We start from the raw sequence: 21,086 nt of genomic DNA on the forward strand, positions 1-21,086 counted from the left end.
ATGACACGAAATCTGCTTCAGCGTGCTCTGCGCATCAGTTTTCGCAGTGGCGTTGTTTTGTCTCTCGCGGCGCTTCCGGTCTGCACGGTCCATGCTCAAAATGCACCTGTGAATGCGCGCATGGAACATGGCCGCTACCTCGCAGTTGCGGGGGACTGTCTTGCCTGTCACACCGCCACAGATGGCAAGCCTTTTGCCGGTGGCCTCGATCTGAAAACACCTTTCGGGATCATCACCACCAGCAATATTACCTCTGACAAAGAAACCGGTATTGGCAACTGGACATTCGAACAGTTTGATAACGCCGTGCGCCATGGCAAAGGCCCGAACGGGCATCTTTATCCCGCCATGCCTTACACGGCTTACAGCCAGATCACCGATGCCGACATTGCGGATCTGTGGGAGTATATCCGCACCCTTCCCCCTGTAAGCCATAAGGTAGAGAGTAATAAGCTCCCCTTCCCTTACAATATCCGCACCCTGCTCGTGTTCTGGAACTTCCTGTTCTTTAAGGATGCCATTTTTGTGCCTGATAGTTCAAAAAGTGACGAAATCAACCGAGGTGCCTATCTGGCCCAGAGCCTCGGACATTGTGGCACATGCCACACACCCAAGAATGCCCTTGGCGGCGATACGAAAGACACTTTTCAGGGCGCATCTCTTCAGGGATGGTTTGCGCCTGACCTGACCAACAATGCCCACACAGGTCTGGGCCAATGGACTGCGGACGATATCGTGACGTATCTGCGCAGCGGCACCAATCGCTATACGGCAGCATCAGGCCCGATGACGGAAGCCATCGTAAATTCCACCCAGCATCTGACGGATGCAGACCTGAAAGCCATTGCAGCCTATTTCAAAGCCCTGCCGCCCCGAACTGTCTCCCCTCCCCAGCCTCTGGCTGCCTCGAATGCGCAGGTCACCGCAGGCCAGCGGGACTTTATGGTGGAATGTAGTGCCTGCCATCGGAGTAGTGGCGCGGGTATCTCCAACATGATCCCGGACCTCCGCAACAACCCGGCCGTCAATGCATCAAACCCCGACAGCCTGCTGAATATTGTGCTCAAAGGCACGGAAGGCCCGGCAACACACGCAAACCCTACAGGGGCTGCTATGCCTGGCTTTGGCTGGAAATTGCAGGATGAGCAAATTGCGAACATTCTGACTTACATCCGCAATAGCTGGGGGAATGCGGCTCCCGCTCTTTCCGCTGCGGATGTCAGCAAAGCGCGCACCACTATCAGCGCTCAGCCAGCCGTTCCACGCTGACAATTTCTGTCAACGCGCCTTAGAGTGCAGAGCACTTTCAGTCCGAAAAACTCATTCGTGGCTGAAAGTGCTCTGCAAATTCATGAATGCATGGCGCAAAACATCCTCTGGATCATTTGATCATAGTCCATGCAGTCAGCGCTGCCATAAGACGTGCAGACTATACTCCACCGACCGCCTGGCTCTCCTGCCCCTCACTGAGGCCTGTTGCGTTTTGAGGAAAATCTGAAGCATGCTTCAATCCTCCTGACGAAAACCCATGCCAGTAAAGCTCATGTGGAAATATTTATATAATGCGGCCGCAATACTCTTCTTTTCGGCGCTTGCACCAATAGCGGTACATGCCCAGAGCCATCCTGCACCGGGCATACCCATTAGCTCTATAAATTCTGGCATGAATGAAAGGGTTGTTAACATCCCCCTCCGTGATGGCGACTCTGTAAGAGCTCTATTGTGCACCCCAGCACACCCACGCGCGACACTTATCATGTTTCCCGGTGGCTCTGGCGATATTGGCCTGGAACAGAATGGCAGCATCCGTCATGGGAATAATTTTGTGGTGCGAACGCGAGGGTTATGGAACCAGCGCCATTACGCAGTTCTCATTCCAGATACGATCAACCATGTAAATCTCAGGGGGCACCGCAGTTCCGCATCCTATGCGCGTGTTATCGATGATATCCTCACTTTTGTTCATAAAGAGGGAACAGCCCCTGTTTTTCTTTTCGGCACGAGTCAGGGCGCAATCGCGGCAGTCAACGGCGCGGCTCATACACCACCGGGCACTCTTTCCGGGGTTGTGGTGAGTGAAGCTGTCTCCGTCATGGGTGGCAGTAAGGAAACTGTTTTTAACGCTCCCCTTCAGGACATCCATGCACCAGTTCTCATCGTTGCAAACCAGACTGATCGCTGCAACGTGGCCCCACCGCACAACGCAGACCGTATTGCTGCTTCTATGACAGGCAGTCCCGATGTGCAGATATTAAGAGTGACAGGAGGTCTCACCAAATCGAAAAAGACGTGTGGTTCTCTTAGCCCTCATGGTTACTTTGGTATTGAAGATGACGTCATTGATAAAATCAGTGCATGGATGGAGACAAAATTGAAATAAGCCTATTAAGAGAATTACGGATTTTCCGAGTATCGGGGCGCGAGGCGGTGACCTGCTGGAAACCCATGCGAGCACGCTTTCCACGCAATCCCAAAGCCACAGACCAGAAGACCCAGCATCGCCCAGGGGAAAGACGCTGCCCCCCACAAATCAAGCAAAGCTCCTCCCAGCAAACCGCCTCCGGCAATGGCGCTGTTCCAGGCCACGACATTCATGGAGAGCGCCACGTCAGTTCCCTCTCCGGCCGCATCCGCCAGAGCCGTCTGGAGCAATGTTGCTGCCCCGCCGAAAGTCAGTCCCCATACGGTGACACCCGCCCAGATCACCGCGGGTGAATTCGCTCCAATGGAAAAAGCAACGCAGACTAGTGCAAACACTGCCAGACTGACCAAAACCGCTGCACGTAACGCATGGTCCACCAGTCGTCCGATCAGACCGATCCCGCCAAGGGCCGCCATACCAAAAACCAGCAACACAAGATCAGCCTTCTCTGCCAGCCCTGAAGGCACAAGAAACGGTACGATATAGGTGTAGAGAATATTGTGCGCGAACATCCACATCATCACGACGCCCAGCACCGATCTGACCCCGGGCGTCATCAGGACATGCCGGAAAGGAAGACGTTCCGTATGGGGCGTCCCCGGAAAATCCGGCACCGTTGCCAACACCCAGCCAACCAGCAGCAGAGTGAAGGCCGACATCACCCCAAATGCCAGCCGCCAGCCCAACGCGGCCCCCAACCATGTGCCTGCCGGCACGCCCAGAGATAACGCAATGGGTGTTCCCACCATGGCAATGGCCAGCGCCCGCCCCTGCTGGGCCCGCGTTACCATCCGTCGCGCATACCCCGCCAGCAGTGCCCACGCCAGACCGGCTGCGGCACCCGCACAGTAACGGGCCACAAGGGTCAGCCAATAATTTGATGAGAGCGCCGTGATGGAATTAAACATCAGAAAACCGATGATCGCCAGAAGCAACACGGCGCGCCGTCGCCATCTTTGTGTGGCAAGCGTCAGCGGGATAGCCGCACTCAGGGAACCCACGGCATAAGCGGTGACCATCTGCCCTGCATAAGCGGCGGATACATGCAGGCCTGTACTAATCTCTGGCAAGAGACCAGCAGGCAGCGTTTCAGTCATGATGCACAGGAAGCCGGTCATCGCGAGAGCCAGAAGACCCGCAACCGGCAGGCGGTCGTTTGAAGAGGGGGGAAGACTTTTGGTCATCTGCAACTCACATAAATGGAACGGTTGATACAGATATAGCGATAGGAAATGGGCGGCAATGATTTTCTCTACCGCGTGGTCTGGAAGAGCGTTTTTCGAGAGGTAAAAAGACTAAATTCCATACCATTCGATATAGAATTAACTTGCATAATCCCCTTTCTTATTTTGTATTGACCGATACAGAAATAGGAAAATACGACATGGAAAACTTTTCAGGCAAGAAGGCCTTCGTCATTGGCGGAAGCCGGGGGATTGGGGCCGCTATCGTCAGACGTCTGGCAAGCGAAGGCGCATCAGTGCGCTTCACATGGGCCGGTTCGCGCACAAAAGCCGAAGACCTTGCCCGTCAGACCGGGGCGGAAGCCATTCAGGCGGATGCAACAGACCGTTCAGCCATTCTTGAAGCCACGCGCAATGTCGGCCCCATCGATATTTTCGTCTTCAACGCCGGAATCTGCATTGCCGGAAATCCGCTCACGCTTGATCCTGATGACGTTGATCGCATGATCGATATCAACATTCGCGCAGCCTATCACTGCTCGGTGGAAGCCGCCCGTTCCATGCCGAACGGTGGCCGGATCATCCTGATTGGCTCCACAAACGCTAACCGCGTTCCCTTCAAGGGACTAGCAGCCTACAGCATGACAAAATCCGCGCTGCAAAGCATGGTTCGTGGTCTGGCACGAGATTTTGGAGAACGTCATATCACAGTCAACGTCATTCAGCCGGGACCAACAGATACAGACATGAATCCCGCCAATGGTCCGGAAGCCGATCTCATGCACAGCGTTATGGCGATCAAGGAACATGGCACTGCCGAGGATGTTGCGGCTTATGTGTCATTTCTTGCAGGACATACAGCACGGGGCATTACCGGAGCGATGCAGACCATTGATGGTGGCTTCAGCGCGTAAGGCTGGCAATCCACTTCCGGACCGCTTAGTATAGAAAATTCTTTACACGAACGGAGACGACACATGGCCCGGACAGGACGGCCCCGCGAGTTTGACCGGGACAAGGCGCTGGATGCGGCGCTAACGCTGTTCTGGACGCAGGGTTATGAACCAACGTCGCTCAACCAGCTCAAGGCCTGCATGGGCAATATTTCGCCGGCAAGTTTCTATGCTGCATTTGGGTCGAAGGAAGCTCTGTTCCGGGAAGTCGTGCAGCGCTATGTGGAAACTTATGGGCAGGTGATGGCGCCCTTGTGGGATGAAACACTTGCACCGCGTGACGCCATCGAACAGACACTCCGCCGCTCCGCCCGCATGCAGACGACGCGCTCCCACCCCACCGGCTGTCTGATTGTGCTGGGGGCTTCTAACTGCTCGCCTGAAAACGAGCCGGTACAGACCCTTCTGGCTGCGCAGAGAGAGCGCAGTCGAAAGGGCTTCCAGGACTGTGTTGCGCGGGCTGTGGCAGACGGTGAACTCACTGACACGCCCGTCACCAAAACTCTCCCCACCTTGTTTGTTACTTTTCTGCACGGCATGGCCTGTGAAGCCAGGGATGGCAACAGAACCAAGAAGCTTGACGAGGCCATCACGACACTCATGCAGGTGTGGGACAGCCTCACCGTGAGCCCGTAAGGCATCCTAACAGACCCGTTGGCACTCATCCTGTTGAGGTAATATCTGTATCAGTCGGTACGTAATTTGTTGACGAACCACTCCACTCTATTTATGTATCGATTAGTCTTTAAGTATAACCGACTCATTCCGGCAGTCTGTGCCCTACAAACTCCTTCAAAGGAAACCGGTCATGAACCAGAAATATGCAGCCCTTGTTACAGGTGCCAATCGCGGGATCGGTTATAGTATCGCAAAACATCTCATTGCAGCAGGCATTGATGTGCTTGGCACCTATCTTACCAATGAAGCCGAGGCGAAATCTGCTGAGGCTGCACTTAGCACCGAAAATTCTAAACTGCGTATGCTGAAACTGGATATTTCAAACCACACCACTTTTGCGACCTTTACGGCGCAGGTCAGAAAGCTCCTTGATGAAGACTTTTCTCAGGCCACATTGAAATACATTGTGCAAAACGCCGGGAATATCATTCACACCCGTTTTGATGCGGCGACAGCCGAACAACTCGACAACCAGTACAATATTCACTTCAAGGGGCCATATCTGCTGACCGCAGCCCTTCTGCCGCTGCTCTGTGATGGCGGCCATATTCTCAATATCACCTCGGCGGCCACGCGTTTCTATCTTCCGGATCATGGCCCCTATTCAGCCATGAAAGGCGCAACCGAAGTGATCTCGCTCTACATGGCAAAAGAACTGGGCGAACGCCGCATTACCGTCAATGCCGTAGCTCCGGGCGCCATTGCATCTGACTTTGGTGGTGGGCTGGTGCGAGACAATGCTGAGGTTAACAACAGTCTGGCAGAGATCACCCCCCTCGGGCGTGTCGGGCAACCGGATGACATTGGTTCTGCCGTTGCTGCATTACTGTCCGACAACATGCGCTGGGTGAACGGTCAACGGATCGAAGTCACCGGCGGCCAGTCACTTTAAGACCATCCAGTGATGATGAGGAAAAATACGATGATAGATGTCATGGCCAGCAGTGTTCTCAATACCCCTATTGCCTCCGTCTGGCCCCTTATCCGGGATTTCGGCGCCATTGGGGCATGGTTGCCGGGTGTAAAAAGCTGCAAGATCGAAGGGAACGATCCGGGTGATCGCGTCGGTGCCATACGGTCCCTTGAGATGGGCGATGTCGGATTTATCCGCGAACAGCTTCTCGCCCTCTCCGACACCGATCATGCGGTGACATTTTCAATCATTGAATCAGCACTGCCGATCTGGAACTATCGCTCGACAATCACGCTGTTGCCCGTAACAGATGGTGACCGCACCTTTATCCGCTGGAAAGGACAGTTTGAAGCTGATCCCGACCATGCTTCTGCAATGCAGACGCGCATGCCTGTCCAGATTTACCAGCCTGCATTTGATCGTCTGGCAAGCAAATTATCTGGCAAATAATCTGCGAGAGTTTTCCCTCAAAACAGATCACGCGCTGCGGTCGCAAAGCTGGGAGATAACGGCAAAAGGGGTGCCAGGGTAGACTGCCAGGCGTGATAGAGATCAGCCTTGCCGGTATAAACAACTTCAGAGGGCTGGTTATCGGGATCAACTTCCTGAATCCAGCCTCCCTGCTTACGATCGATCATGCAAAGATCAATATAATCCCAGATTGTCCGATACCATGTTTCATATCGGGCATAGCCAGTGCGTTTTAAAAGGGCTGCTGCGGCGGTCAACGCTTCAGCCTGCACCCAATGGGGTCGGTTTTCGATCACGGGAACCAGATCATTATCCACGGTGTAAAGAAGGCCTCCCTTCCCGTTCGTGCTCCACCCTACCGACATACCTTTTTCAAACAGCGCAATGCTGTCCGTAAGCAGCCATGCCGGAGCATCCCCTTCTTCACGCAGGAAAGCAGCCTCAAGCTTAAGGAGCAAATGGGCCCATTCCACAAAATGGCCCGGCGTTAACCCATAAGGACGTAAATCATCAGCGGGCTTATCCTGATGGTAGTTTGGCAAATAGTGCCACTGGCGGTCATAGTGCTCACGCACGACGTAATCCGCTTCCCGTGCCAGATCGTGAATAAAGCGTTTAACGATGCGCAAGGCACGATGCCGCCAGATAGGATCACCGGTCACATCCGCAAGGGCCATGCAAGCCTCTACTGAGTGCATGTTGGAATTAGCTCCCCGGTAATTTTCTTCATCAGACCAGCTGGCAGAAAAGCTTTCGCGAAAAACTCCTTCTTCTTCACTCCAGAAACGCTTTTCCCACACCGTTGTTGCCAGTTCCAAAAGCTGCGCAGCGCCCGGAAGCCCTGCCACGACAGCTGTCGAGCCCACGAGGCATACAAATGCGTGCAAATAGTTCTGCTTCCGGGTTTGTTCCTGTGTCGGGCGACCATTTGTCAGGCCCCCGAACCATCCTCCCTGCTCTGCATCACGCAACGGTCCGAGAAGCGACTGCACGCCATGCTCGGCCACAGCCAGACACCCCGGCACACCACGCAGACCACCGATAGCGTAAGAATGCGTCATTCGGGCCGTCAGCGTCGTATCTGGCTGCGCATGCGGGACAAGTAAGCCTTTGTTATCCAAAGGACCAAAGCCGACACTCAATCGGGAGGCTTTGGAAAAATCAAGCAACCTTAACCCCTGATGCTCCAGCCAGTAGTGATGCGGCGTAGAGCGCAACCAGCTTGATGCCGGAACCATCAGAGATGGCAGCATTTCAACCATTGACGATCCTTCCGCCATTCACATGCAAGGTCTGACCTGTCACAAAACTTGAGTCCTCCGACGCAAGATAAACATAGGCAGGTCCAAGCTCTGCAGGCTGCCCGCAGCGACCCAATGGCGTATCGGCTCCCAGATCAGCCACGGCCTCTGGATCAAGCGGGCCCCAACTGGCAGGCTGGAGGGGCGTCCAGACCGGCCCCGGTGCTACGGCATTAACACGTATGCCTTTGTCGGCAAGCTGCAGCGCAAGGGCGCGCGTAAAGCCCATCTCAGCAGCTTTAGTCGTCGTATAGGCAACCAGAGATTTGTTGCCTACAAAAGCGTTAATGGAGGATGTCGAGATAATCGCAGCGCCTTTTTTTAAATGCGGCAAAGCGGCCCGGGTTATATAAAAATAGCCGTTGATATTCACATTCATATGATGTTGCCAGACCTCATCCGTAATATCAGTCAGATCTTCACTGACGTATTGTACGCCGGCATTGTTCACGATGATATCAAGCCCGCCCAGTATCTTCACCGTTTCCGCAACAGCATCATTACAAAAAGAACTGCTTGCAACATCGCCCGCAATCGCCAGCGCTTTGCGCCCTTCTGCTTCAATCAGCCGCACTGTTTCCTGCGCATCTTCATGCTCATCGAAATAAAGAATGGAAACATCGGCCCCTTCTCGCGCAAAATGAAGGGCTGCTGCGCGGCCAATACCGCTGTCACCCCCAGTAATAAGGGCCTTTTTCCCTTCAAGCTTTCCGCTTCCTTTGTAATCAGGACGGATATGAACAGCCAAAGGCTTCATGAGCTTTTCAACGCCGGGTTGATGGTCCTGGCTCTGCGGTGGAATGGCGAATGTCATGAATCTGCTCCTATAACACTTTGATGTGCGCAAAACATTTAGTGTTAGCGAGAGGTTCGTTTGAAAGTTTCATAAAAAATCATCACGATATCAACAAATGGGAATTTTTCCTTTTTCTAAAACAAGAAAAATTTACTACTCTTTTTATATTCAGGCTATTTCCATGCATCACAATGCTTTATAGCCAACCAGCAGCACCCTTTGGCATTATTATAAAATAATCTTAATGCTCATTCAGAAACAAAGAATGAACTTTTTCAGGGACTGATACGTCTCAGGAAGAAAACATATCTTCTTGCGACGAGGCCGCTCATTATGTCTTTTCAATACCTTGATAATGGGATTACTGGCACGCCTTCAGTAACAGTTCGAGAAAGCCTTTTCTGGAAAAAACAAAGAATTATTGCCATTCCAGCCTGTAATGAAGAAGAGCACATTATTCCCTGCCTGATCGCTCTGGCAACGCAATCCTACGCTCTGCCAGATAAGGTTGTTCTGTGGCTTAACAACACCACAGATAAAACCTGTGACCGGGCACGCTCCCTACAAGACAAGCTCCCCTTTACCCTGGAGATTGTTCAGGTTGTCTATCAACCGCACTTAGCGAGTGCAGGAACAGCCCGCAGAGAAGCCCTGGCGCATGCCGCCAGACATGCGCCCCTTGATGCTCTGCTCTTTACAACCGATGCGGACGCAGAAGTCTCGAAAGACTGGATATACCGCACGCTTGAAGCGTTTGCTCATTACCCGGTAGAAGCCGTCTTTGGACGAGCCCTTCTTCTGCCGTCTGAATCCGCAAAAATTCCCCTGCATTTGCATCAGGATGAACAAGCAGAGCAGGCCTATGGCGCACTTCTGGATCAGATTACTCTGGAATTGTGCCCGGAACCTCATGACCCATGGCCCCGGCATATCGAACATTCAGGCGCCAGTATCGCCGTAACACGGCAGGCCTGGGCGCAGGTGGATGGAATACCAGATGTTCCGACGGGGGAAGATCGTCAGTTTTATAAAATGTTAAGACAGAACGGCATCCCCGTGCGTCATGCACCAGACGTTATCGTTTACGTTTCAGCCCGCCTTTCTGGCCGTGCGCAAGGCGGCATGGCGGAAACCCTTGCGCGCAGGCTACGCGCGCAGGACGAATATATTGACGAGGTTTTTGAGATGGTCTCAAGCCGATTGCGCCGTATTCGTAAAGAACTGGCCTACCGGGGCAAAAACCAGCCCGGACCTGCTCTCGCGGACTGTCCTCCCACACGTATCCGGCGAGACGATCTTGAAAAACACGTCAAGCGCGCGCGGCGCGTGCTCAGCTTTCTTCGCCAGACGCGCCCCTGCCTTTCTGAGAATTTAAGCCATACGCCAGCCGATCAATGCGATAGCTACTCCCCCGCACGCTAAGATCAGGTTCCCAATGCAGCGCCCGACACGCTTCAATAAAACAGTCAGAAGCTTCATCACCGGTGCAGGGTGTATCCGTCGGGCCTGTCCAGTTTACAATCAGAATACTCCCTGCGGCAGTCGGGCTCTGTGTCACCATGCCTGCGAGGCGCTGAATATCATCGACACTCAAAAAATAAAGAATTTCAGAAATGAGAACGAGATCGCACCCTGACGCTGCCGAGGCAGGGTAGTCTTCCGGCAGGAACGCCTTGATGAACGTAACGTGCCCCACTCCCTCACAGCGCTTCTTTGCTCTCTCAAGAGCTGTTTCTGAAGCGTCCACGCTCACTATACGTTTGCAATATTGTGCAAGGGCCAACGTGCTAACCCCTATTGCACACCCCAACTCTACAGCGAAAGACACAGGACGAATTGGGAGGCATTCCAGAACCTTTGCTAATTTCTTCTGTTCATAAAGACTGCTTTCAAAATCCCACGGATCATCACTCTTTTGAAAGAGATTTTCAAAAACGTCTGGTTTCCAGGTTTCTTTGCTCATGAGACAATAAAAATTTCATACGATTGAAGCATTTTTTCCAGTAAGTGTTCGGGCAAAACAAAGCCACTGGGATCATCCTTTACGACGAGCCCCCGCTGACTCCTATGAGCCTCAATGGCGCGTCGTTTGGAATGCAGGAAAGCTTCAACATTGAGACGCCATCCAGCGGTCTGCGTCTCTTGAAGGTCTTTTTCAGGGGGCAGTGTCAGCCCCCATACAGGATAAGCCAGTATTCTGAGTTCTGGTTGCAAAGCTTTTACTCTCTGCCCCATGATCCAGACCGCTTCATGATCACAATGGGGATCGTGACGCCAGGGTACGAGAATATTCTGGCAATGATACTGTTCCACCAGCTCCTGCAAATGGCGAACAGTCTGCTCAAAAACAGCCCCTTCAGTGGGAACCGCTGTATCCGGAAGGCCTAGAAAAAAAAGACGATCGGAAGAAAGACCAAGCGCACTAGCCGCATTTCGGCTTTCTTCCTGCCGACACAGAGCCAGTCGTTCAGGCGGCCAGAGCTGAGAACCGGGATGGGACGCAGCCCCATCTGACACGATCACCACAACGGGTGGACACCCATGTTTGATGGCTGTTGCTATAAATCCTGCACACCCCAGACTTTCATCATCAGGATGAGGTGACAGTATAAGAGACGTTCCCGGCGCAATTTTATCAAAAGAGGCAACCGGAAATCTGGAAAAATTCTCAAGGACTTCCCTGACCTTCATAGACTTTCTTCCGGCCAGTCATGGTCGACAAACCACGCAGCGGCATCTGTGAGCGCCTCATCGGGTGCTGGCTGCCGCAGATAGGTCATCAAATCTCTCATGACCTGCTCCACCGCTTTACCTTTCACAAAAGCAGACAACCCCAAACTTCTTTGAACAAGCGTAATCAACTCCAACGCCGCCCGTTCAACGGCAAGACGGGCAAGATTAACGATTGCCACCACGTCTTCTGGCGTCATCCGGGGCGCATAGGCAGCTTTAGCGGCCTGCTCTACCCACATGGCAGCCGTTTTCTGCAAAATAAGGGCTTCCCCGATCCGGCTGAGTTGATGCGGATTATCTGCCCGGCCTCGCTCCAGCAATTCTTGCCTGAGAAGGTCAATCAGCCGATCTATTGCACCTAAGGCGACAGCAGAGCCCCGCCAGGCTCCTGCTGAGAATTCAGGCTGCCGCAAATAATCTCCTGCTGAGCCGAGAATATGATCTGAAGAGATAATAACATCTGTAAAATCATAGGCGCCCGTGCCACTAGCCTGCATCCCGGTTAATGTCCCCGGCCCTGCCCGCCTGCGATTGGGCTCCGTTGTGGGCGCCAGAAGCATGATGGAATGCCCGTCCTGGGTGGTGGCTGTTATCAGAGCCACACTGACGTGCCTGACGCCGCTGGCAAACCCTTTAATTCCGGCTAGCCTGTACTGCCCGTTCTCTTGCCTGATCGTCACAGACGGGGCGCCGTCCGTAACCCATATACCGGCCAGTATTCCGCTTTGCAGACGGCGTGCAAACGCGCGGCGCTGCTCATATGTCCCGTAAAGCTCCACAAGACGCACAACATTGACGTGCCCTTCCAGGCAGCGCCCTAAAGACAGGCTCACGTAACCTGTTCGCCGCAGAAGGGTCATAAGAACCAGTCCCCCTTCCGGTGTTCGGCATAGATCCAGACCACCTTCCTCGCGCGATAACAGAGCGCCTAATGCACCAATCTCACGTAAGGCCTTCAGAAATTCGGCAGGGAAAAGATTTTCTTCCTGCACATAAGGACTAGCTTTCCATCCATCGAAGAGATTTTTTATGTCGGTTCGAAAACCAGAAAGATTTTTTATGGAAGTCTTCTCATCTGAAATTAACATCCTTCAGCGTCCATCCCCACTAACGTCCTTCCTGCAACGTATGAGCCTTGAGGGAAGATGCGACGCTAAAAGGGAATTTGCGGTCACTTTATGTTGAAAACCACTCTTCTTTCCCGGTGAGCAGGAACGTGAAAGTCGTCACATCTCATCCAAGCATATTATCTCGTCATAACGAGCACCCATCCATTTATCTAAAAAACCTACTCCCCTTCCTACGCGCGCCATGACCTAACGTGACGCAATAAGCACATCGAAAGGCACAGACCCATAAAAATAACCCAGACCAAAAGCAGATGAATTTTTAAAAGAATTTCCCCACAAAATACTTTCCCACGCTTCACCCTCTTCCTCTTCGGTCAGGGAAAGGTGTGTTGTATTCCATCCCTTCTCATGGCTTTGCAACGAATCATCCATAGAAAGAGACGACCCAAAGCGCGTTACAATGACCAGCATTTTCATGTCTTCTGCAAAACATTGAAATGCCACAACATGATCAGAAAGTTCACCTTGAATTGAAACAGCTTCATAGCGGGAATTTATAAAGAGCTGCGGATAATTTTCTCTGAGCTTCAGAAGTTTAAAAAGAAGATGCTGTTTGATCCGCCCATCTCGCCAACTGGACGCCAATGTTGCCAGACGATTGTCAACCTCAAGATCTTTCCCGAGGCGAGAGTAATCAACCGGCCGCCTGTTATCCGGATCAACAAGACTAAAGTCCCATCCTTCCCTTCCCTGATACAAATCAGGCACTCCGGGAACTGTAGAACGCAGTATGACCTGCGTAAGGCTATTCAGAGCGGCTGCCGGAGAAATGTGATCTACAAATGCAGAAAGTTCTTCAACAAATGAGGTTTGCAAAAGCTGCCTTACAAAATGCTGGCAGCTTTCTTCATAATTCGCATCAGGGTCTGCCCAGCTTGTTCTTAAACCTCTCTCGCGCAGAGCTTTGGTCAGATACGTCTCTAATCTTTTTGGAAGGTCAGAAAGCTCGCCTGTATCAACAGGCCATGCAGAGATAAGTGTCTGGTAGAAAAAGAATTCATCAGCCCTACTCACAGAAGAGTCTGCGCGCGCCTGCATGTGTAAGGCTTTATTTTTTTCAAACCAGAGCGTTACAATCTCCGTCCAGTTGGCTTCAGGCTCACTAAGGACCATAAGGCGCGCTCTGCCATCCTCTCCTCTTTTATGATCGTGTGTGGCTGTACAGAGCAGCGCCTGTGGGTGTGACGCAAGACGTGTCAGGTTTGTCTGATGAAACGCCTCAATGCCTTTACAGAAAATAGCAGGATCTGTTCCAACTTCATTCCGGGAGAGCAGACGATCATAGCGGTAGAAAGCCGTATCCTCGCCCGACTTGGCAACAAGCGGGGCTGTCAGATGCACAAACATATCCTGAAAACTTTTTCTGTCAGAACTCAGGGGAGAAATCTGGCTTAAAAGCTTTTTCAGGGACATCAGTAGAGGAATGGAGTGTACTGGCAGCCTTTTCTTCGCATGCTCACAGGCTTCAGACAAATACGAACGGCTCTGTTCACTCAGCTCCGTCTCAGAAAAATAAATACGGTACACCGGAAAAGCTAATAAAATTTCTTGTAATACACACGCAATAGCGTGCTGGGTAATATTCTGCTCTGGTGGAAAAAACTCCTTAAGAGACTGCGCCAGATCCTGAAACATCTTATAAAATGATGAGTTCAGTTTTTCATCACGTGCAGTCCTCATGACTTTGGGATAAGGATGCGGGCCCAGTTGCGCCCATAAGGTATTCAGCTTTTCTTCTCCCGCCGGATGATGCAGAAGCAAAGAGAGCTGTTCGAGAAAATCATAGCCGGTGGTCCCGCTTACAGGCCAGTTTTCGGGCAAACGTTCTCCGGATGAGAGGATTTTCTCTACAAAAATGATGGGCGCATCACGTAGGTTTTCTGGCCTTTCAGGCGTCAGAGCGTTCAGGGTTTGCAGCAACGCCTGACAATACCGCGCAGGCTGAAGCAATCCATCGACATGATCAACACGCACGCCATCAATCAGACCACGCCGATAGAGATCAAACATATAGGCATGCGTGCGCGCAAAAACCTCAGGACGTTCCATCCGCAGAGCGATAAGCGCTGTAACGTCAAAAAACCGACGCCAGTTGAGCAGATCACCAGCAGTCTGCCACCAGACCAGCTGATAATGCTGCTTTTGCAAAAGTGCCAGAAGATTGGATTTTCCCTCTAGAGTCTCGGGATTAAAGAAATCCGCAAAAAGCTCTTTTTCAGTATCTGAGAGGCTTTCTGGTGCGAGAGGAAAAACTTTATCTTCGTAAGTGATGACAAAAGAATGTGTGTTCTCCTGATAAGAGACGCGGATCTTTTGATCTTCTAAAATTTCTTCCAATGATTTTTCGAGAAAAGGAAGAATGATTTTATGCGTCTCCTGCTCAGCGGAAACACTCCAGTTGATATCAAAGTAATACGCATACTGGCTCTCTCTTCCGTATTGCAAAACATCCTGCCACCATGCGTTCTGAGGGTTTGTCGTCATATGATTAGGCACAATATCAAGAATGAGGCCCATATCGTGCGCACGCAGCGCTTCAACCAGAGCCAGCAACCCCTTCTCCCCGCCCCTTTCTGAGTCAATAAAATCCCAGCTTATCGTATCATAGCCATGAAGAGAGCCTGATGCTGACGCTAAAAGGGGAGACGCATAAATATGGCTGATACCGAGTTTTTTAAGGTATGGAACCAATGAGATTGCATCATACAAAGTATAGTCTTTATGGAACTGAATCCGGTAGGTCGCACGAAGTGATAGTGTCATGCTACATCCTCCACACAGGCAACCAGCGAGAACGCAGGCAAGAGCCCAACCCGTCTATTCTCAGAAGATTCATAAATCAGATAATATGTTTCTGGGATCTCATATTTTGTTTCAGAAAAATTGATAAACAGAATAAGGATTTTCTTGTTATCTAAACGCCAGCGAGCATGTAAAGCGCCAGTGCCTAATACCTGCACGCCAGCACTCTGAACGTCATGCAAATATGGGATAATCCACTCTCTGCGCAAAGCCAGAAGCTGCCGGGTCAGGGCAAGCCACGCCCTTCCCCTCTCAGTCTCACGCGCAACTCTCTCTGGCCGGGAGGCTTCAAAAGTCGCCAGCGCATTAGGATCAGGAATACGTTCCCGGTTTTTCTCATCTTGAAAAGCCGGAAACTGAGCAAACTCTTTTCGCCGCCCTTCCCTTATTTGCTCTGCCAGTTCACCATGAAAATCACAGAAAAAATAAAAGGGGGTCAGGCTACCCCACTCTTCTCCCATAAAAATCATAGGAATCATTGGGCTTAAAAAAAGCAACGCATAAGCCGCTTTGACTGCCTCTGGTTTTGCCAGCGCCAGAAGCCGCTCTCCTAAGGCACGATTGCCAGTCTGATCATGGTTTTGCAAAAATAGAATGAATTTCGTAGCTGAGAGATCTCCACTTGCCATTCCGCGATTTTTACCGGAATACGGGTTGAACTGCCCTTGATAAACAAAACCTTCAGCCAGGACCCGTGCGAGATCCTGCGTAGGATCTTTGGCAAACATCTTGTAATATCCGTCATGTTCTCCGGCTAGCAAAACATGCAGAGCATTATGCCCGTCATCATTCCATTGGGCTGTAAAGCCGTCCCGAAGCAATCCTGCATCATTATTCTCGTTTTCAAGAATTAAATGGACATGCCGCCCGGACTCAACGGTCCCCTCTACCCTCTCGCGTAAAGCGCCAAACCATGCATGATCAGAAATGGCGGACGCGGCATCAATCCGCACTCCATCAAACCGATATTCCATCAACCAGTACAGCACATTTTCTATAAAGAAATTGGCAACTTCCGGTTTGTCAAAGGCAATGCCCGTGCCCCAGGTCGAGTTCTTTGCATGGTCAAAAAATGCGGCCGCATAGACAGGCAGAAAATTTCCTTCGGGCCCAAAGTGGTTATAGACCACATCCAGAAAAACCATGAGCCCGCGAACATGAGCTGCATCGATCAGGCTTTTCAATTCATCTGGGGAACCGTAAGGAGCCGCAGGCGCGTAAGGCAACACCCCGTCATATCCCCAGTTTCTGGTTCCTCCGAAGCTATTGATGGGCATAAGTTCAATGGCCGTTATGCCAAGCGCCGCCAATTCATCAAGCAGTTGCTCTATGCCGTTATATCCTCCCAGCAAACCGGCGTGGAGTTCATAAATCACAGCTTCATTCCATGGCCGCCCCTGCCATTCCGGACACTGCCACTGATAAGCCTCAGGATCAGTCACGACGCTCACCCCCAGCACTCCATCCGGCTGCCTGCGGCTTGCAGGATCAGGAACAGACTGGCCGCCGGAAACACGAAAACGATACCGTGTTCCTGCACCGCAAGTAGCCTTCAAACTGAAGAGACCCTGCCCATCAGAATTCATTCTCTGAGCAGGTTTCCCTGCAATCTCTAAAAACACCTCCTCACTGGACGGGGCCCAGAGCGTGAAAGCTGTCCGCTCTTCTGCTTCCAGTTCCGCACCAAACGTTTTTCTAAACCGAAATGTCTGCATGGTCAGAAGCCTTTTTGTGCAGGGGCAAAATGCTTAGGAAGCCGCTGGACTGAAATAAAGAACCGAAAGAGGGGGCAGCGTTGCCAGGACAGAAGCAGGCACTCCATGAGCCGGCACATCCTCGGCATGCAGTCCTCCTGCATTTCCAACATTGGAGCCGCCAAAGCACGAGGCGTCAGTATTGAGAATTTCGTGCCAGTATCCTGCATGCGGCACGCCAATGCGGTAATTGTGACGTGGCACGGGCGTCATGTTGCACACAATCAGAACAGGGGCGGCATCCGGCGCATACCGCATCCAGGCAAAAACACAGTTCTGTGTATCGTCGGCAATAAGCCACTGGAAGCCATGATCGCTATAATCATCTGCATACAAGGCAGGATAGGCGCAATAGAGGCGATTTAAGGCGGCAACAGTCTCGTGCATCCCCTTGCCCGTGGCATCTTCCAGCCGCTGCCAGGAAATCTGCCCGTCATGATTCCATTCTTCCCTCTGCGCCAGTTCTCCGCCCATAAAAAGCAACTGCTTGCCGGGATAGGCCCACATGAGCGCATACAGACACCTGAGATTAGCGTGCTTCTGCCAGTCATCTCCGGGCATGCGGGACAGGAGAGAACCTTTGCCGTGCACAACCTCATCATGAGAAAGGGGAAGAATAAACCGCTCTGAATAGGCGTAGATCATGCCAAAAGTCAGGTCATGCGCATGATACCCACGCCACAGCGGGTCCAGTTGCATGTAGCGGAGCGTGTCGTGCATCCAGCCCATATTCCACTTGAAGCGAAATCCCAGCCCCCCAGTTTCCGGTGGCGCGGTCACGCCCGGCCAGGCAGTCGATTCTTCAGCAATGAGCATCACATCATCATGCATATCCCGGATCAGTGTCGAGAGTTCATGAAAGAAGGAAACAGCCTCAAGATTTTCACGGCCGCCATAAATATTGGCCTTCCATTCGCCTTCTTTGCGGCTGTAATCGCGATACAGCATGGAGGCAACCGCATCGACCCGCAGGCCATCAATATGAAAACGCCGAAGCCAGTAAAACGCGCTCCCCAGCAGGAAACCACGCACCTCATTGCGGCCAAAATTGAAAATCAGCGTGTGCCAGTCCTGATGAAACCCTTCCTGTGGATCTGCATGTTCATACAGATGCGTGCCATCAAAACATGCCAGTCCATGCGGGTCAGAGGGAAAATGGGCCGGCACCCAGTCCATAATCACCCCAATCCCCACCTGATGGCATCTGTCCACAAACGCAGCAAATTCCTCCGGAGAACCATGCCGGACCGTGGGGGCGTATAAACTGACAGGCTGATACCCCCAGGACCCCGCAAAAGGATATTCAGTGATCGGAAGCAATTCTATGTGCGTAAAACCCAGCTCCTGAATATACGGAATAAGGGCGTCCGCCAGACTGCTCCACGAGACAAACTGCTCCCCACTGCGAGGAAACTTCCAGGAAGGTGCATGAATTTCGTAAATGGATAGAGGAGCATTTACGGCCTGCCGTTTGCCTCTTTGCTGCATCCAGTCCGCATCATGCCATTCATACGTTAGCGCCCCGGCAACACGCGATGCAGTCGCTGGCGGCTTTTCCGCAAAACGGGCATAGGGATCTGCCTTTGCTGGCAAAACCTGACCGCCTGCAGAAACAATTTCATATTTATACCGCTCACCAACGGCAAGACCCGGAACAAAAAGCTCCCACACTCCTGCCCCATGCCGCACGCGCATCGGGTGACGACGCCCATCCCATATGTTGAAATCCCCAATAACAGAAACCCTACGGGCGTTAGGGGCCCAGACTGTAAAGCGAATGCCTTTCACACCGTTTTTTTCCAGACAATGCGCCCCCATCATTTCATCAGGTGAATGGTGACGGCCTTCTGAAAATAAATGCAGATCCAGGTCCCCCAGTAGTTTCCCAAAACTGTAAGGATCTACAACATCCTGCCAGCCATCCGCCCACCTGACCCTTACAAAATAACTCTTACTCCGCTTGGGGATGGTAGCACTATACACCCCATGAGGATGGATACGATACATCTTCTGCTCAAGCGGCAGACCTTTTGCCGGAGTGGAGACCACTGTGACTTCAAGAGCATCAGGGAAAAAGACACGGATAATGTCGCCTCGTCCATCAGGATGACGGCCCAGCACGGCAAAGGGGTTGGAACTCATGCCATGCGCAAGATCTTCAACCTGCTGCTGAAGCGCAATATCGGCTGCTTTTCGGTTTTTCGGTATAGAATTAGAAGTCATTGCAATACATACCGCTTTATCCTGCAAATAAGAGGAGTGCTTATCGTGCCATCAGGCGTGGGTGCCTGTACGCTTCTGGCTTTCCGGGTCTGTGCTTCTTAAACCACCGGGCGGCATACGGGCTGGCTGAATTCTGCGCAGCGTACGCGCCTGACGTTTCAAAACATCTCCGCGGCGTGGCGCAATATCATCGTGCGATGTCTTGTAAGAAGAAGAATGCCCTGCCAGTTCCCGGAAAAGTTTGGCATAGTCAGCAGCCTTCCCCTCCCACGAAACATCGTGAAGAGCACCGTTACGCTGCAAGCGGGCCCAAACAGCCTTCTGCTGGAACAGAACATAAGCCCGGCGCACTGCTCCCATCAGCGTTTCAGAATTGGTGGGAGCGAACAAAATGCCATTTGCCACACCTTCAGAAATGGCAGCAGAGTTTGCATCAACAATCGTGTCAGACAATCCCCCAACACGTGCCGCAATAGGAACAGACCCATAGCGCAACGCATGCAGCTGCGTCAGACCACATGGCTCAAACCGGGAGGGAATAAGAGAGGCATCAACAGCAGAATGAAGTTTATGCCCGAGAATTTCACTATAATTCAGATGGCACGCCAGTTGATGCGGGTATCGGTTTTGCAATTCCGCCAGAGAATGCATGATCTCCCGGTCACCCACACCGACAATGGCAAGCTGCACATCCCACTCAAACAGGCGAGGCACAATTCCAGCCAGAATATCAACGCCTTTTTGAGTTGTCAGGCGGCTGACAAGACCAAGGAGAAAGGTATCTGCCTTTTGCGGCAAACCAAACTCTGCCTGAAAAACTCTTTTATTTGCACGCCGCCCAACAATATCACCAACAGCATAAGGAAAAGTCACGGCAGGATCTGTCAGGGGGTCCCATTCCTTGAGATCCAGACCATTCAGAATACCTTTCAGCGCCGCAGAGCGGGTCAGTAACAAACCATCAAGACCCATCCCATACTCAGGCGTCTGAATCTCTTCTGCATAAGTCGGTGAGACAGCGGTCAGGCTATTGGCAAACAAGAGCCCCGCTTTCAAAAAGCTAATCTGTCCGTGGAACTCCAGGCCTTCGAGTGCAAAAGCCGTTGGCGGCAAGCCATATGCTTCAAGATTCTCCCGTGGAAAAATTCCCTGAAAAGCGAGATTATGAATCACGTGAGAAACAGGCGGAGCCTCCACGCCATCATAATGCAGGTAAGCCGCCACCAGTGCTCCCTGCCAGTCATGGGTCTGCACAACATCGGGGCGCCAATGCTCAAGGCAACCCTGAGCGATAAATGCACCAACACGTGCCAGAACCGCATACCGTAGGCCATTATCCGGCCAGTCCTGCCCCGTCGGGCTTCCGTAAGGGTTCCCAGGACGATCATACAGAGCAGGCACATCAACCACAAAAAGTGACCGTCCTCTGGCAACCCCTTCCCACAAAGTCACTTCATGACCGAGCACGTTTTCAAAATGCTTTACAATCCGGCGCTCGTTCAGACCTTTCATGACGGATGGATAGCCCGGCAACACTGTATGTGTTCTTATTCCATAAGATATCAGAGCACCCGGCAGAGACCCAACGACATCCCCTAGCCCACCGGTTTTTATCAGTGGATACATCTCTGAAGCGACTGAAAGGACGTTCAGAGTGGCAGGCAGCATTGCAACAGGTATCTGCGTCATGGCTCATGCCTCTTTAGAGTTTTGGTGGTATCGCTGC

17 protein-coding genes are annotated in these 21,086 nt (G+C 52.0%); 7 read left to right on the plus strand and 10 right to left on the minus strand.

Annotated elements, in window-relative coordinates; translation table 11 throughout:
• A complete protein-coding gene (locus tag ACHQGU_RS09250; protein ID WP_395494805.1) occupies positions 1-1,269 on the plus strand; it encodes a c-type cytochrome in 1,269 nt (422 codons plus the stop codon).
• A gap of 259 nt (positions 1,270-1,528) precedes the next feature.
• Positions 1,529-2,380 carry an alpha/beta hydrolase gene (locus ACHQGU_RS09255; RefSeq protein ID WP_395494807.1) on the plus strand — a complete coding sequence of 284 codons (852 nt, stop codon included), beginning with the start codon at positions 1,529-1,531 and terminating at the stop codon, positions 2,378-2,380.
• Between the two features lie 14 nt (positions 2,381-2,394).
• On the opposite strand, the gene ACHQGU_RS09260 is transcribed toward ACHQGU_RS09255, so the two are convergent.
• Positions 2,395-3,606, minus strand: coding sequence for an MFS transporter (locus ACHQGU_RS09260; protein WP_395494809.1), 1,212 nt, complete (start codon positions 3,604-3,606; stop codon positions 2,395-2,397).
• Between the two features lie 200 nt (positions 3,607-3,806).
• On the opposite strand from ACHQGU_RS09260, the gene bdcA reads away from it, so the two are divergent.
• The 4 genes from bdcA (at position 3,807) to ACHQGU_RS09280 (ending at position 6,600) form a co-directional block, all read left to right on the plus strand.
• A complete protein-coding gene (gene bdcA / locus ACHQGU_RS09265) occupies positions 3,807-4,520 on the plus strand; it encodes an SDR family oxidoreductase (RefSeq protein ID WP_395494811.1) in 714 nt (237 codons plus the stop codon).
• Between the two features lie 63 nt (positions 4,521-4,583).
• On the plus strand, positions 4,584-5,195 hold the full coding sequence (locus ACHQGU_RS09270; protein ID WP_395494813.1) for a TetR/AcrR family transcriptional regulator: 612 nt from the start codon (positions 4,584-4,586) through the stop codon (positions 5,193-5,195).
• A gap of 172 nt (positions 5,196-5,367) precedes the next feature.
• Positions 5,368-6,129 (plus strand): SDR family NAD(P)-dependent oxidoreductase, encoded by a 762-nt coding sequence (locus ACHQGU_RS09275; protein ID WP_395494815.1) that lies wholly within the window; start codon positions 5,368-5,370, stop codon positions 6,127-6,129.
• Between the two features lie 30 nt (positions 6,130-6,159).
• A complete protein-coding gene (locus tag ACHQGU_RS09280) occupies positions 6,160-6,600 on the plus strand; it encodes an SRPBCC family protein (RefSeq protein ID WP_395494817.1) in 441 nt (146 codons plus the stop codon).
• Positions 6,601-6,617: 17 nt separating this feature from the next.
• Here the strand turns inward: ACHQGU_RS09280 and ACHQGU_RS09285 are convergent, their stop codons facing one another.
• Entirely contained in the window at positions 6,618-7,883 is a 1,266-nt protein-coding gene (locus tag ACHQGU_RS09285; protein WP_395494818.1) for an AGE family epimerase/isomerase, read from the minus strand.
• A complete protein-coding gene (locus ACHQGU_RS09290) occupies positions 7,876-8,736 on the minus strand; it encodes a glucose 1-dehydrogenase (RefSeq protein ID WP_395494820.1) in 861 nt (286 codons plus the stop codon). The genes ACHQGU_RS09285 and ACHQGU_RS09290 overlap by 8 nt, the downstream gene beginning before the upstream one ends.
• 315 nt (positions 8,737-9,051) lie before the next feature.
• Between ACHQGU_RS09290 and ACHQGU_RS09295 the strand changes: the two genes are divergently transcribed.
• Complete coding sequence (locus ACHQGU_RS09295) at positions 9,052-10,140, plus strand: glycosyltransferase (RefSeq protein WP_395494822.1); 1,089 nt, start codon at positions 9,052-9,054, stop codon at positions 10,138-10,140.
• Here the strand turns inward: ACHQGU_RS09295 and ACHQGU_RS09300 are convergent.
• The 7 genes from ACHQGU_RS09300 to glgA form a co-directional block, all read right to left on the minus strand.
• Complete coding sequence (locus tag ACHQGU_RS09300) at positions 10,049-10,681, minus strand: SAM-dependent methyltransferase (RefSeq protein ID WP_395494824.1); 633 nt, start codon at positions 10,679-10,681, stop codon at positions 10,049-10,051. The two genes, ACHQGU_RS09295 and ACHQGU_RS09300, sit on opposite strands and share 92 nt — an antisense overlap.
• Positions 10,678-11,409: a PIG-L deacetylase family protein gene (locus ACHQGU_RS09305; protein WP_395494826.1), complete on the minus strand. Its 732-nt coding sequence runs from the start codon at positions 11,407-11,409 to the stop codon at positions 10,678-10,680. Before ACHQGU_RS09305 ends, ACHQGU_RS09300 begins: the two co-directional genes overlap by 4 nt.
• On the minus strand, positions 11,406-12,539 hold the full coding sequence (locus tag ACHQGU_RS09310) for an acyl-CoA dehydrogenase family protein (RefSeq protein WP_395494829.1): 1,134 nt from the start codon (positions 12,537-12,539) through the stop codon (positions 11,406-11,408). Before ACHQGU_RS09310 ends, ACHQGU_RS09305 begins: the two co-directional genes overlap by 4 nt.
• 228 nt (positions 12,540-12,767) lie before the next feature.
• A complete protein-coding gene (gene treY, locus ACHQGU_RS09315; RefSeq protein ID WP_395494831.1) occupies positions 12,768-15,344 on the minus strand; it encodes a malto-oligosyltrehalose synthase in 2,577 nt (858 codons plus the stop codon).
• A complete protein-coding gene (gene treZ / locus ACHQGU_RS09320; RefSeq protein ID WP_395494833.1) occupies positions 15,341-17,098 on the minus strand; it encodes a malto-oligosyltrehalose trehalohydrolase in 1,758 nt (585 codons plus the stop codon). The genes treY and treZ overlap by 4 nt, the downstream gene beginning before the upstream one ends.
• 33 nt (positions 17,099-17,131) lie before the next feature.
• Positions 17,132-19,360, minus strand: coding sequence for a 1,4-alpha-glucan branching protein GlgB (gene glgB, locus ACHQGU_RS09325; RefSeq protein ID WP_395494835.1), 2,229 nt, complete (start codon positions 19,358-19,360; stop codon positions 17,132-17,134).
• A gap of 51 nt (positions 19,361-19,411) precedes the next feature.
• On the minus strand, positions 19,412-21,049 hold the full coding sequence (glgA, locus tag ACHQGU_RS09330; protein ID WP_395494837.1) for a glycogen synthase GlgA: 1,638 nt from the start codon (positions 21,047-21,049) through the stop codon (positions 19,412-19,414).
• Positions 21,050-21,086 lie beyond the last annotated feature (37 nt).

It is taken from the genome of Acetobacter sp. KSO5 (assembly GCF_044094635.1).
Taxonomy (GTDB): domain Bacteria; phylum Pseudomonadota; class Alphaproteobacteria; order Acetobacterales; family Acetobacteraceae; genus Acetobacter; species Acetobacter cerevisiae.

Bases quoted from the DNA above. Each gene is read 5' to 3' on its own strand.
- ACHQGU_RS09250 (WP_395494805.1), top strand. From the start codon at position 1: ATGACACGAAATCTGCTTCAGCGTGCTCTGCGCATCAGTTTTCGCAGT.
- ACHQGU_RS09255 (WP_395494807.1), top strand. From the start codon at position 1,529: ATGCCAGTAAAGCTCATGTGGAAATATTTATATAATGCGGCCGCAATA.
- ACHQGU_RS09260 (WP_395494809.1), bottom strand. From the start codon at position 3,606: ATGACCAAAAGTCTTCCCCCCTCTTCAAACGACCGCCTGCCGGTTGCG.
- bdcA (WP_395494811.1), top strand. From the start codon at position 3,807: ATGGAAAACTTTTCAGGCAAGAAGGCCTTCGTCATTGGCGGAAGCCGG.
- ACHQGU_RS09270 (WP_395494813.1), top strand. From the start codon at position 4,584: ATGGCCCGGACAGGACGGCCCCGCGAGTTTGACCGGGACAAGGCGCTG.
- ACHQGU_RS09275 (WP_395494815.1), top strand. From the start codon at position 5,368: ATGAACCAGAAATATGCAGCCCTTGTTACAGGTGCCAATCGCGGGATC.
- ACHQGU_RS09280 (WP_395494817.1), top strand. From the start codon at position 6,160: ATGATAGATGTCATGGCCAGCAGTGTTCTCAATACCCCTATTGCCTCC.
- ACHQGU_RS09285 (WP_395494818.1), bottom strand. From the start codon at position 7,883: ATGGTTGAAATGCTGCCATCTCTGATGGTTCCGGCATCAAGCTGGTTG.
- ACHQGU_RS09290 (WP_395494820.1), bottom strand. From the start codon at position 8,736: ATGACATTCGCCATTCCACCGCAGAGCCAGGACCATCAACCCGGCGTT.
- ACHQGU_RS09295 (WP_395494822.1), top strand. From the start codon at position 9,052: ATGTCTTTTCAATACCTTGATAATGGGATTACTGGCACGCCTTCAGTA.
- ACHQGU_RS09300 (WP_395494824.1), bottom strand. From the start codon at position 10,681: ATGAGCAAAGAAACCTGGAAACCAGACGTTTTTGAAAATCTCTTTCAA.
- ACHQGU_RS09305 (WP_395494826.1), bottom strand. From the start codon at position 11,409: ATGAAGGTCAGGGAAGTCCTTGAGAATTTTTCCAGATTTCCGGTTGCC.
- ACHQGU_RS09310 (WP_395494829.1), bottom strand. From the start codon at position 12,539: ATGTTAATTTCAGATGAGAAGACTTCCATAAAAAATCTTTCTGGTTTT.
- treY (WP_395494831.1), bottom strand. From the start codon at position 15,344: ATGACACTATCACTTCGTGCGACCTACCGGATTCAGTTCCATAAAGAC.
- treZ (WP_395494833.1), bottom strand. From the start codon at position 17,098: ATGCAGACATTTCGGTTTAGAAAAACGTTTGGTGCGGAACTGGAAGCA.
- glgB (WP_395494835.1), bottom strand. From the start codon at position 19,360: ATGACTTCTAATTCTATACCGAAAAACCGAAAAGCAGCCGATATTGCG.
- glgA (WP_395494837.1), bottom strand. From the start codon at position 21,049: ATGACGCAGATACCTGTTGCAATGCTGCCTGCCACTCTGAACGTCCTT.